Below are 12,767 nucleotides of genomic sequence, written 5' to 3'. Positions count from 1 at the left end.
CATGCGCAAGACGCTCATCGCCTTCACCGCCGTGGCCCTGTTGTCGGGCCCGGCCCTCGCCCAGCCCGCCGGGCTGGACGGACGCATCGACGCCCTCGCCCGCAGCTGGGACCATGTGAACTACGAGACGAAGGGGCCCGGCAAGGTGGACCAGCTCGCCGCCATCGCCGCCCAGGCCGACGCGCTGGCCAAGCAGTATCCCGGTCGCGCCGAACCCCTGATCTGGAAGGGCATCGCCCTCAGCACGGAAGCCGGCGCCAAGGGCGGCATGGGGGCGCTGGGCCTCGCCAAGGAGGCCAAGGCCAACCTCGAACGAGCCGAGAAGATCGACCCCAATGCCCTGAACGGCTCGATCTACACCAGCCTGGGCTCGCTCTATTATCAGGTCCCCGGCTTCCCCATCGGTTTCGGCGACAAGGATAAGGCGCGCGCCTATCTCAAGAAGGCTCTGGCCGCCAATCCAAACGGGGTCGATTCCAACTACTTCTACGCCGACTTCCTGTTCCACGAAGGCCAGTATGCCGAGGCGGAGCGGGCCCTGCAGAAGGCCCTGGCCGCGCCGGCGCGTCCGGGCCGCGAGGTCGCCGACAAGGGACGCCATGCCGAGGCCGCCGCCCTGCTGGCCCAGGTCCGCGCCAAGCGCGGCTAGCCTCGCGGACCGCAAGACCGGGCGGGGTGCTGGCGTCCCCCGCCCATGAGTCCGCCTGGCGCCGTTGACCGGCCCGTCGGATTGCCCCACCTCCAGCCGATGACCGAACTGACCCGCCTCACCGGCCCGATGGCCGCCCCCGCCAGCGGCCGCGATCCCCAGTCGATGGTGATCCTGCTCCACGGCTACGGCTCGAACGGGGCCGACCTGATGGGGCTCGTCCCCTACTGGCGCGCGATCCTACCCGACACGGTCTTCATGGCGCCCAACGCCCCGGACATCTGCCCCGGCGCGCCCGGCGGCTATCAGTGGTGGTCGCTCACCGACCTCGGTCGCGAAGCCCGCGCCGCGGGCGTGCGGCAGGCGGCGCCGCGGGTGAACGCCTTCATCGACATGCACCGCGCCGCCTACGACCTGCCCAACCGCAAGGTGGCGCTGGTCGGCTTCAGCCAGGGGACGATGATGGCCCTGCACGTCGGCCCCCGGCGGCCCGAAGTCCTCGCCGGCATCGTCGGCTATTCCGGCATGCTGGCCGACCCCGACGCCCTGCAGAGCGAGATCCAGACCCGCCCGCCCCTGCTTCTGGTCCATGGCGACGCCGACCCCATGGTGCCGTTCGCGGCCATGGGCCAGGCCCAGGCCGAGTGCCAGCGCCTGGGCTTCGACGTCGCCACCCACGCCTCGCCCGGCCTTGGCCACAGCATCGACGAGGCCGGCCTGCGCCTGGGCGGTGAGTTCCTGGCCCGCGTTCTGGCCGGCGCCGGCTAGGGTCTCGGACCCGTCCTAGCCCGGCCAGATCGCCGCCGCGTTGGCGCCCAGCACGCGGGCCTGCCGCTCCGGGCTCAGGCCCACGATCGAACCGCGGATCAGCTCTGCAGCGTCCATGCGCGAGTCGACGTGCGGGAAGTCGCTGCCCCACAGGATGCGGTCTTCGCCCACCAGCTCCAGCATTGCGCCCACGGTCCGTTCCTCGGGCTCGGCCACGAAGTAGACGTTGCGGCGCAGGTAGTCGCCGGGCCGCAGCGCCAGCGGGGACGAGGCCTTGAAGAAGTGGTGCTTCTCGTCAAGCCGGTCCATCAGATAGGCTGCGAACCCGCAGCCCGCCTCCACGCACACCACCTTCAGCGCCGGGAAGCGGTCGAACAGGCCGTCCAGAACCATCGAGGCCACCGCCGGGATCAGCTGCCCCGTCGCCCCCAGGCCGAAGCCGAAGATCGGGCCGGGCGCGGTCTCCAGCCACGACGCGAACGGCCGCGCCGAGCCCCCGAACCGTACGATCACATGCAGGCAGCCGGGCACGCCCGCCTCTTCGCACAGCCGCCAGATCGGATCGAAGTGCGCCTGCCCCGGTCGCTGGCCCGAGACGATCTCGGGGGGCACGAACACGCCGCCGAACCCCAGCGCCAGACAGCGGGCCAGCTCGGCCGCCGCCGCCGCCACGTCGCGCCAGTTGATCAGCGCCATGGGAACCACGCGTGGCCCCGCCTGCTGGCGATACTCGGCCTGCCAGGTGTTGTAGGCCCGGCAGTAGGCGTTCGCGAGGTCCATGTCCTCGGTGGGAAACGGCAGGATCCCGATCGTCGGGAACAGCACGCACCGGTCCACGCCCCAGTCGTCCATCAGGGCTAGGCGCGCCGCCGGCTCATAGCTCGCGGGCGGGCAGCCGTCGGCATAGCGAAGCTTGCCGCTGAACAGCTCCTCGCGCGGGATATGCGCCCCGCCCAGCCCGGCCAGGACGCCGGACAGCACCACCTGCTCGCCGATGATCAGGTGCTCGATCCCGTCGCGCTCTTCGATCCGGATCGCCCGGTCGCGGAACCGCGGCTCCAGGTAGCGCCGCCACAGATCGGCAGGCTCCATCACGTGGGAATCGCAATCGACGACCACCGCCATGCCCCGGCCCCCTCTTCGCTTAAGCCTCAGCCTCGCCGACTGCCCCGGGGGGAGGTCAAGCCGCAAGCGCCCGCCCCGGCCCGAGATGGAGATCGGCGCTAGGTCTGCCGGTTCAGGGCCCGCAGCAGCTCCAGTTTCGAATGCACGCCGAGCTTCTGGTAGGCTGACGCAAGCTGATTGCGGACGGTCGCTGGGCTGACTCCCTGGCGTCGCGAGATGTCGCGCTGTGACAGCCCTTCAGCGTAGAGCCGGACCACGCGCGTCTCCGCCGGCGTCAGACCAAAGGCGCCGACCTGCCTCGAGACGGCGAACAGCCGCCGATCATTGGCGCGCCGGGCCGTGAATTCGTATTCGCCGATGAAGAGCGCGCTGCTGTTCCCGGTCACCAGATCGTGCAGTTCCGGCGGGAAGAGCGGCCCTCTCCATCCCGGCGAGGCCTCCCTGAGCGCGAGGCAGAAATCCTCGCCCGCTGCGTGGACCAGGCCTTGCTGATCGGTGATCGCGTAGTTCTCGTGCCCTGACAGTCCCGCCCCGCCGCCCGCCACCGCCGCGCGGTAGTGGTGGGCCAGCTGCGCCTGTCGCCAGGCCGCCACCATGTGCGGGGCCAGGTGCTCAAGCAGAGCCGTCTCGTCCTGGTGGAATGGGGCGGCGGCGTTGGATCGGAACAGGCAAATGATCTCCGCCAGGTCGGTGATCGGATTGTGCTCGACGATCATCATCGCGTGCTCGACGCCGCCCGGGCTGGAGAATTCGCGGTGAATGGCGGTCTGGCGGAAATCGGCGGGGGGCCGAATGACGTCCTCGTTCCGGAGCGCCGTGCCCGGCCGAGCGACGGCCGCCGCCCTGAGGAAGTCCTCCGCCTGCCAGCGCGCCGCATACGTCAGCAGCCATTCGACCGGCCGATCGAGGGCGGTCAGGCTCAGCATCTCGTTCGTCGAATGGACGCCCGAACCCCACACGGCCGACGAAAACGGAACCAGCGTCGCGATCCCACGGAGGGTCGTCTCCTTGAAGGTCTCGATCGGTTCGCGCAATGCGGCCCGGTAGACCTCGGAGACAGCGTCCTGAACACGTCTTGGTACGCTTAGAGTCACCCTGAAAGGCAGCTGGACGCCCTGTCCGCTGTCAAGTTTTCAGGGCCCGGAATGTCCGTCATTCAGACCCAGGCGGCGCGCGACGTGCCCATTTTGGGGACGAGCCTCCCGACGCCCGGCGGCGCGCGGCAAAATGAACCCGATCCTCAAGCGCATAGGACGTCCGTACTATTGAGATGAGATCACCCCGGTGAGCAGGATTGTTCCGTGCGCTCCCATAGAGCGCGCGAAGGGGTGCAAAATGAAGTCCAAAGTCTTGCTTGCGGCAGGCGCCGCATTTTTTGTCATGGGATCGGCGGCTCAGGCCCAGACGGTCGACTTCGCCGGCGTCGCTGGCGGCGTCGTCACCGACGGCGTCAACAGCGAAAGCATCGGAGCGCCGGGGACGGCCTATCTCAACAACGCCGGCGTCGGGGGAAGCCTCCAAGCCGCCGCGGTCGTCGATTCGACCACCGTGTACTTCCGCAGCGGCGCGGCGGTCTCGGGGGTGGACGCCATCGCCAACGTCTCGACCGGGGTCGACATCCTGCTGTCGAACAACTCGCAGTCGGAATACTACCTTGACGACTTCGCCTCGACGATCATCCCGGCGGGGTTCGGCTTCTTCCTGCAGGACCGTAGCGCTGGCGGGGCGAGCGACATCTTCATGGACTACGGCCATGCGGCCGGCTCCAACTTCTCGGCCCTGAAGGACCTGGTGCCCGCCAATGTGAACTTCGCCGGCGCGAACTTCGACTTCGTGGTGAGCTCGGTCGAAGATGACAGCGTTCTCTACAGCGTGTTCGGCGAGATCGGCTTGAGGTTCAACGGCAGTGGCGACCTGATCGCCTCGTTCAATCTTACCGAGGCGCAGTCGAAGCTCACGACGTTCGAGACGCAGCTCGACGAAGCCGGCGCCAAGGCGTTCCGCTGGGGCGCTCAGGATATCGTCGTCCCGCTCAGCTCGCTGCCCATCTTCAACCCGAACGACGTCAAGCAGATCCGCTACCGCGCAAATGTTCAGACGTTCACGCGCTATGGCTGCCTGGCTGACGGGGTGACCTGCCTGGTGTCGTACGCCGCGTTCGGCGACCCCATCGGCCGCGGCGGCGGCCTCGACGATCTGGCCGCGGTGGAGACGCGTGGCGGGTTCAACCTGCAATACGCCAGCCTGGACGCCGGACTGTTTGACGGCCTCAAGTTCGACGACGTCGAGCTTTCGCGCGCCGATCTCTACCGCCCGCTGGACACCGCGGTTCCGGAGCCGGCGACGTGGGCCATGATGATCGCCGGGTTCGGCCTTGCCGGGGCCGCCTTGAGGAGACGTCGTCTCGCGTACGCCTAGGGCGATGGACCATCCTGACGAAGCCGAGCGCGCGAGCTTCGCGTACAGGGCGTTCCTCAGCTACAGCCACCGCGACAAGGTGATGACCCAGAGGCTTCATAAGTCTCTGGAGACCTATCGCATTCCATCGAAGCTGGTCGGGACGCGCACGCCTGTCGGTGTGACGCCCCGACGGCTGCGCCCGATCTTCCGTGATCGGGAGGAACTGCCCGCGTCCGGGGACCTGGGCGCGGAACTGAGCGCCGCGCTCCGTTCGTCGATGTTCCTGGTGGTGATCTGCTCGCCGGCGTCGGCCCGATCGCGTTGGGTCAACGAAGAGGTCCGACAGTTCAAGCTGCTGAACGGCGACCACCGGGTCCTGGCGGTGGTGGTCGCGGGCGAGCCCAATGCGTCGGATCACCCGGGTCGCGAGGCCGAGGAGTGCTTTCCGCCAGCGCTCCGCTATCGACTCACCGCCGACGGCCAGGTCTCGGACATTCCCGCAGAACCGATCGCGGCCGACGTGCGGCGCGAGGGCGATGGCTACCGGCTGGCGGTCCAGAAGCTGGTGGCGGGCCTCACCGGTGTGAAACTCGACGAACTGGTGCGGCGGGAGACGCAGCGCCGGATCGCGCAGATGACGGCGGTGGCGACGGGCGCCATTGCGGGCATGGTCGTCACGGGAGGGCTCGCATTCTACGCCAACGCCGCGCGCATCGAGGCCGACCGCCAGCGAACGATTGCCGAGCGGCAGCGGGTGATCGCAGAGCAGGAGTCGCGGGCCGCGCGGGCCGCCTCGGACTTCCTTGTCGGCACGTTCGAGCTGTCAAATCCGGCGACCGAGAATCCTCAGACCATCACGGCCCTGACCATCCTGGACCGCAGCGCCGAGCGGGCGCGGCGCGAGTTGGCCTCGCAGCCGGTGATTCAATCGCGACTGCTGGCCACCCTGGGCCGCGCGTACAACAACCTGGGCCTCCACGAACAGGCGACCGCGGCCTTCGAAGCCGGCATGCCGGCGATCCTGAAGTCCGGCCCGGATGGGGCCGAGGCGCTGCTCGTCCTTGCCACAACCAACGTCCGCAGAGGGCGGCTGGACGAGGCGACGAAGATTCTGGCGCGCGCCAACGCCCTGCTGGGACCCGATCCCAACGCGCATCGGCTCCTGCGGGCCAGCGTCGCGCTCACCGAGGGCCGGATCTGGACCTCGCGCTCCAACGTGCCCGCCGGCGTCGCGGCGTTCGACCGCGCGTTGGCGCATTATCGGGCGGTTCCCGATGCGCCGCGCATGTCCCTCGCCACCGCCTTGAACAACCGAGGTCTCCTGCTGTCGGACGACGGCCAGTACGCCGCCGCCAAGGCCTCGCTGTCGGAAGCCCTGGCCCTGGTGCAGGCGGAACTCGGTCCCGACCACCTCTCGACGGGCAAGGCCTGGTCGTCGCTGGCCCAGAACTCCTACAACGCCGGGGATCTCGCCGCCGCGAGCGTCCAGATCGCGAACGCCCTCAGGATCCAGCGCGCGGTCCTGGACGACCGCAACCCGCTCCTCGCCGACACCCTGTCGATGCGGGGTCAGATCCTCCACGGTCGCGGCGAACTTGGCGAATCCGAGCGGTCGCTGACCGAGGCGGTCGGGATCTATCGCCGCGCCTTCGGCGGGCCCCATTTCCTCATCGGCATCGCCGAAGTCTATCTGGCGCTCATCCAGTCCGAGAGAGGCCGGACCGAGGCGGCGCTTCGGACTCTGGACGACGCCAAGGCCAATTACGACGCCAGCTATGGCAAGCTGCATCCCAACCACGGCGACCTCCTCGTCAACCGGGCCCAGATCCTGGCGCGCGCGGGACGACGCGCCGAAGCGCGCCGCGACTGCGCGGCCGGCATCGCGATCCTCGTGGAGACGCTGGGCAAGGACGCCAGCTTCACCCGCTCCCTTTCAGAGACCTGCCGAAAGATCGACCAGCGGGGCGCCTAGACCCCGCCCGCGGCGTCGTCCGCGAAGCCGTCCGGGTCACGACCCGGCCTTCGCGGCCCGCTTCCATCCCGGCCGCTTGCGCAGCCGCACCCGCTGGGCGTTCAGCCGCGCGATCGCCTTGCGCGCGACCCGAACCGCATCGTCAGACACGCCCGCCGCCGCCGCGATCTTCACCGCCTGGTCCAGGTAGTAGTCCTCCCGGTCCTCGCACGCATACGCCACGAACTGTGCGAACTGCGGCCGGTCGCGACACCAGCTGTACAGGGTCCCCTGCGACGGCATCCCGGGCAGCCGGCTCAGGCTGCGCAGCGAATGCCCGCCCGTGATCGCCGCCAGGATGGCCTCCTGCAGGTCCTCGGTCAGCAACAGTCGTTTCCGTCCCCGCCGCCGCCATCCGCCGATCGCCACCTGCAGCATCGCCTCGAACGCGGGGTTCTCGCGCCGCCACCTGGCCAACACCGACAGCGACGGGAACGCCGGATCGGATCGCAGGATCTCCCTCAGCGTCTCCTCGCCCTTCCACAGCCGCACATAGATCCGCTCGCCGATCGCGGCGTCGTACTCGCGATACGCCCGCCCCCGCCGCTTCGCCGCCGCCGCGGCCAGCTGCGCCCGCACCTGCGCCACCGCCTCGGCGAACGCCGGCGACTGCGCCAGCCACGACCTGAACACCGCCCGGCTCGGCATCGCCGGATCGCGCAGCAGCGCCTCGATCGGACGCCCCGCCCGCGCCTGCGCCAGGAACGCCGCCGCCACTGTCTCGTTGAACGCCAGCCCGCGCCGCGCAAACTCGCCCCGACTCCGCGCCGCCCGCACCTCGGCCGCGAACTCGGGATCGGCCCGCATCCACCCCGTCACGCTCTCCGGACAAGGCCACCCCTCGTCCCGGCACATGTGCTTCAACGCCTCCCCCGCCGCGAGACGCGCCAACAGCTCTGCCCGCAGGCCGGGACGGTATCGGTCAGGAAGGGACATGGCGGGGATGCAAGAACACATAGGGAACAATCAAGGCCGCGATGGCCAGCGTGACCCCGCCTCGTCCGGCCTGCAGCGCGCAACACGGCCCGCGGCCGCGCCCGATTGCCAAGCTTGCAACAGTCTGCGCAAGTTGTGCTGGGGGAAACAACGCGGCGTGGAGGAGTTCCGGCTGCGCCCCCGTGTTGGCGAGTGAGGCGTGAACCCGGCGATCACCTCACCATCATGGCTGGGGGGCCGTCATGCCGTACGTGAGCTTCGCGCCGAACACGCTCTTCTCAAGGGCGATGTTCGACTTCGACTTCTCGGGCCTGTCGAACTTCTTCTTCAGCGGACCCATCCGGATATCGGTCTCCGACGGGTTCACGGTGGCGGACTACGACGCCCGGCGGGTGAACGACATCGACCTGACGACCGATCCTCTCTCGCCCGAGATCCCTTGGCCGGCCGAGGTCAAGGCCGGCATCTACGACACGTTCGGCGTCATCGGCGCCTTCGCCGGAATCCAGTACTCGACCCTGACCGACTACGATTCCGTCACGGGTGGCACGGGAGACCCGCTCATCGCCTCGCCTGCCGCAGTCGGCCTGGCCTCCGACATCAACATCGCCTTGATGAGCGCCACCGAAGATCGGCTGTCGGGCGTCAGCGCCCTGAACGGCGACTCCAGCTTCGGGTATCTCGGAGCGCGCGGCGACATATTCATCAACTTTACAGGGACCGCGTTCGCCGACGAAGGCGTCACCTTCGCCGACTTCACCAAGAGCCGGCAGGTGCTGATGCACGAAATCCTGCATTCGCTCGGGATGTCTCACCCGTTCGGCGGCGATCCGGACGGTCCTCTGAGCGCCGATTTCGGCGCGCTGGCCTCGGCGGGGTTCAACAGACTGGGATTCTCCATCGACAGTCCTCAGGACCTCAATCGGGAGTACTTCACCATCATGTCGTACGATGACGAGAGCAATATCTCGTTCATCAACGCCTATACCCCGATGATCATCGACATCATTGCCTTGCAGGACGTCTATGGAGAGGGCGTCGGAACTCACGGAACAGGCAACGATACGATCACGGCAGGCACGGTCGGCTACCGCAGCTACTTCGACAAGGGCGGCAACGACACCATTGATCTGTCTCTATACAACGGCGCCTACGTCAATCTCGGCACGACCATCACCGGGGCGCGACACCTGGTCGGCCTCGTCACCAACATTGCAGACGCCAATCGGATCGTGAACGACGTCGCCCCGGAGAGCCTTCGGTGGCTCTACGGCGAGTACGAAAACGTCCTCGGCTCGGCCGGCGGGGATCTCCTCATCGGAAACAGCCTGGGGAACACGCTGTTGGGCGGCGCGGGCAGCGACGTGATCCAGGGCGGCCCTGGCCGAAACTACCTGCGCGGCGACGACGGCAACGACTCGATCACGGGCGGAACGGGCTTCGACGACATCAACGGCAACATGGGCAATGACACGGCCGCAGGCGGCGTCGGCGACGACTGGGTGGTGGGCGGCAAGGACAACGACAGCCTGACGGGCGACGCCGGAAACGACCTTGTCTACGGCAACCTCGGCGCCGACACCTGCTTTGGCGGCGACGGGGCGGACACCGTCCGCGGCGGCCAGGGGGAGGACGTGCTGCAGGGCGGCGCAGGCGCCGACTACCTGTCGGGCGACCGCGAGAATGACACGCTGACGGGCGGCGGCGGCGCCGACATCTTCCACAGCCACAGCGAAGCCGGCGTCGACCGCATCACCGACTTCAACCGGGGTGAGGGCGACCAGATCCAGCTGCTGGCCGGGTCGACCTACAGCGTCGCCCAGGTGGGCGTCGACACAGTCATCACCATCGGCGGCGCCGGCGCCCAGTTGATCCTGGCCGGCGTCAGCATGTCGTCGCTGACGGGGGCGTGGATCACGGCCTGAGGCCGGACGCCTCGCGGCCGTCAGGTTTGGAAGACACAATGGCTGACAGCTCAATCCAGCCGAGGCTGAACGGCCTCCGGGACCTGGCGGTCGCGAACGTCCTGTGGCGCGGGCGCGCGTCGCGCAGGATGCTCTTCGCCTCGATCGGACTGATGTACGCCTTCGGTCTACTGTTACTCCCACTCAGCCTCGCCGAGGTCGTTGCGAGGCCAGGCACTCCTGCAGCGCTGGTCCTAAGGGGCCTCAACGTCATGATCGGTCTCGTGATGGGCGCCTTCTTCCTCGGCGCCATGGTGCGCCGCCTGCACGACCGCGGAAAGGCGGCTTGGTGGTTGCTGCTCTTCGTGGGCCCCCACGCCGCCCTGGTCTTTCTCGCGACACGCTTCCTCCCGACAACGACCCCCTCAATGCCGCCGCTCCTTATCGTCGGCATGGTCATCGACATGGCGCTGCTGTTCTGGTGGATGTCCGAGACCTTTTTTCTGAGAGGCGCCCTGGGCCCCAACCGCTTCGGACCCGACCCGCTGGCCGAGCGGCCATCACCAGCCACCGCCGCCACCTCGGACGCGAGTCCTTAGGCTCGACCTATCCGCTCCCCCCACCAATCATTCACCGTCGAACGCAGGGGATCGGCGGCGGCGCTTCAAGCATCTATCTCGTGGTCCCGAGCCTGCGTGCCGGGTCCGGTCAGTCCGCCGACACCGGCCTCCGGCCGGCCGCCCCGCGGCGAGCGCTGCGCGCTCGTCCTTGAGGTGAGGAGCGGTCGCGCGCCAGCGCGAGCGATCGGTCCGGGGGACCGATCGCAGCGACGAACGGATCCGGCAGGCTCCAATCCGCCCATGAGATCGAAGCCTTCCTGTCTCCAGGAGAGGAGCGTGACCCCATGCGCTCGTCCACTCTGCGCCAGGAGCGGCCGTTGGCCCCTGGGCCGAGAGGTGGGGGACCTATCGCCCTATCAAGTCCGACCGGGTGATTTGACCTGCCTTTGCCGGTCCTTCACTGTGGTGACGGGTGGTGACACAAGATGGCGGGCGTGACGGACGACGGCACGCCTCGGCGGCGGCGGGTAAGGGCCGGGCCTGCGCCGACCACACCAGACCCCATCGAAATCGCCATGGAGGCTGAGGCTTCCGGCGCGGCCCCTGTGGGCGTCGCTCAAGAGGTTCTTCGCAAACAGAGCACGCTGCTTTCAAGGCAGAGCACACTCACGGGCTGGCAGATCGCGAGCGAGCGGGCGGCGTTCGCGCTTCGGATCCTGACCATCGCGGTCGGTCTGACGGCCGTGCTGGGGCTTGCGCTGATGGCGTGGAGCGCCTCGCGCGATGAAAGCATCGTGGTCCAGCCCTTCAGCGCGCCGCCCACTTACGCGCAGCGGGGACTGGACGGCCGGGTGCTCGCCCAGCTGTTCACGGACCAGATCGTGGCCATCCGAGCGCAGTCGGCCCAAGGCTTTTTTGCTCAGCCCAGCCTGCGCGGTGCGACCGACGAGATCCGTATCGAGATTCCGCAGACCGGGGTGTCGCTTGGCGAGGTACAGCGCCTGCTGACCGTCTGGCTAGGACGGCAGAAAGAGATCTCCGGCACGCTCAGCGAGGAAACGCCGGGGCTCGTGACCCTGACGGTGCGGGTCGAGGGCCATCCGGCGGTTCGGCTCGAGGGGCGGCCGAGCGAGCTCGACGCGCTGATAGGCCAGGCTGCGGAACGCAGTTTCGCCATCGCTGACCCCCTGCAATGGGTATTGGCGCTTCGGCTTACTGGCCGTCCGGACGAAGCGCTGGCGCACGCTGGGGCTTATGCCCGCGCCATCGGACGCGACCACACAGATTCGGGCGTCGCCCACACCTTCTGGGCCGCTGATGAGCCTGATCCGTACGTGCGACTGCGGCGGATTCAGGAAACCGTGCGGACCAATCCAACCCTGATGACCGCGCACCTCACTCTGGCCCGGACATATAGCCGGCTAGGCCAGGAAGGCGCAGCGTTCGAGACGGCGCAGGCGACGCTGGCGCTTCGCGATCGGGACCAGCCCCGGCGCTATAGCGGTAGCGGCCTCCAGCAGATGCGCGCCGAGTCAGTGCAGCTTATGGCGACACTGCGTGGCGACTATGCGGCGGTCCTGGATGTCCCGCTCGCGGATCTGGCCCCCCGCGCCCTGGCTGCCGCACGCGGGCATGATGGGCTGAATGCGGCAAGATGGGCCAGCAGCGGCCAGGACGACGGCTCCATCGTACCTGTCGCGGCGGCTATCGTCGCCGTCTTCCGTGCCAACGCAATGCGCGATTGGCCGGCCCTGGCTGTCGCGCTGGATGCTCATGCGACAGCCAGGGCCGACTGGCTGGCGGCGTCAGCGGGTCCCGGCCAGCCGCCCCGTTCGCAGGTCGCCTACTACCGCGCCTTGGCCGCGTCTGAAGCGGAGCGGGTCACAGGGCCGCTGCGCGCCATCGCCATGGCCCGGGTTGGTCGGGTCGAGGAGGCCCGTGCGGTCGCGGCAGAGACGCCGCTGGACTGCGGCCCATGCCTGCGCGCCCGGGCGGAGGTCGAGGCAGCAGCCAGGAACTGGACCGCTGCGGACAGATGGTACGCCAAGGCGGCCGTTCTGGGTCCACAACTGCCGCTCACCGACACAGAGTGGGCCGAATCCCTGCTCGCGCGGGGAGACACCAGAGCCGCAATCATAAAGTTGAAGTCCGCCGCCGAGAATGGGCCGCGGTACGCCGATCCCCTCGAACTGTGGGGCGAGGCTCTGCTGGCGCAGGGCGACACCCGAGCCGCGGTTCGCAAGTTCGACGCCGCGGCCAAGCTCGCTCCCCGCTGGGGCCGCCTGCACCTGAAGTGGGGCGAGGCGCTGGCCAAGCTAGGCAAAACCAACGAGGCCCGCGTGAAATGGCGCGCCGCCGCGACGATGGACCTGTCTCCGGCCGACCGGGCCGCGTTGAAGGCGCATGGGGTCTGA

General features: G+C 68.7%; 10 protein-coding genes. 7 read left to right on the top strand and 3 right to left on the bottom strand.

From position 1 onward, the window contains the following. Position 1 precedes the first annotated feature (1 nt). Positions 2-649, top strand: coding sequence for a tetratricopeptide repeat protein (locus EPN98_RS09760; protein ID WP_293362498.1), 648 nt, complete (start codon positions 2-4; stop codon positions 647-649). A 45-nt stretch (positions 650-694) separates the two neighbouring features. Then, positions 695-1,417, top strand: a complete 723-nt coding sequence (locus EPN98_RS09755; protein WP_293362497.1) for a dienelactone hydrolase family protein — start codon at positions 695-697, stop codon at positions 1,415-1,417. A gap of 15 nt (positions 1,418-1,432) precedes the next feature. On the opposite strand, the gene EPN98_RS09750 is transcribed toward EPN98_RS09755, so the two are convergent. Next, positions 1,433-2,542 carry an amidohydrolase family protein gene (locus EPN98_RS09750; RefSeq protein WP_293362496.1) on the bottom strand — a complete coding sequence of 370 codons (1,110 nt, stop codon included), beginning with the start codon at positions 2,540-2,542 and terminating at the stop codon, positions 1,433-1,435. Positions 2,543-2,640: 98 nt separating this feature from the next. Continuing rightward, positions 2,641-3,576 (bottom strand): LuxR C-terminal-related transcriptional regulator, encoded by a 936-nt coding sequence (locus tag EPN98_RS09745; protein ID WP_293362495.1) that lies wholly within the window; start codon positions 3,574-3,576, stop codon positions 2,641-2,643. 301 nt (positions 3,577-3,877) lie between these two features. Here EPN98_RS09745 and EPN98_RS09740 point away from each other — a divergent pair, with 301 nt between their 5' ends. Both EPN98_RS09740 and EPN98_RS09735 read left to right on the top strand, forming a co-directional pair. Continuing rightward, on the top strand, positions 3,878-4,960 hold the full coding sequence (locus tag EPN98_RS09740; protein ID WP_293362494.1) for a PEPxxWA-CTERM sorting domain-containing protein: 1,083 nt from the start codon (positions 3,878-3,880) through the stop codon (positions 4,958-4,960). 4 nt (positions 4,961-4,964) lie between these two features. Beyond that, positions 4,965-6,914, top strand: a complete 1,950-nt coding sequence (locus EPN98_RS09735; RefSeq protein WP_293362493.1) for a toll/interleukin-1 receptor domain-containing protein — start codon at positions 4,965-4,967, stop codon at positions 6,912-6,914. Between the two features lie 36 nt (positions 6,915-6,950). Here EPN98_RS09735 and EPN98_RS09730 read toward each other — a convergent pair whose 3' ends face one another. Then, the gene (locus EPN98_RS09730) at positions 6,951-7,889 is read right to left on the bottom strand and encodes a hypothetical protein (protein WP_366558472.1); all 939 of its coding nucleotides are present in this window, start codon (positions 7,887-7,889) and stop codon (positions 6,951-6,953) included. 242 nt (positions 7,890-8,131) lie between these two features. Between EPN98_RS09730 and EPN98_RS09725 the strand changes: the two genes are divergently transcribed. The 3 genes from EPN98_RS09725 to EPN98_RS09715 all read left to right on the top strand — a co-directional run bounded on the left by EPN98_RS09725 (position 8,132) and on the right by EPN98_RS09715 (position 12,767). Beyond that, positions 8,132-9,814, top strand: coding sequence for a hypothetical protein (locus EPN98_RS09725; protein WP_293362491.1), 1,683 nt, complete (start codon positions 8,132-8,134; stop codon positions 9,812-9,814). A 38-nt stretch (positions 9,815-9,852) separates the two neighbouring features. Continuing rightward, complete coding sequence (locus tag EPN98_RS09720) at positions 9,853-10,392, top strand: DUF805 domain-containing protein (protein ID WP_293362490.1); 540 nt, start codon at positions 9,853-9,855, stop codon at positions 10,390-10,392. Between the two features lie 446 nt (positions 10,393-10,838). Beyond that, positions 10,839-12,767: a hypothetical protein gene (locus EPN98_RS09715; RefSeq protein WP_293362489.1), complete on the top strand. Its 1,929-nt coding sequence runs from the start codon at positions 10,839-10,841 to the stop codon at positions 12,765-12,767.

It is taken from the genome of Phenylobacterium sp. (genome assembly GCF_004299445.1).
Lineage (GTDB): Bacteria > Pseudomonadota > Alphaproteobacteria > Caulobacterales > Caulobacteraceae > Phenylobacterium.
Note: the sequence above shows the minus strand (reverse complement) of the source record. Positions and strands in the feature narration are given on the sequence as shown.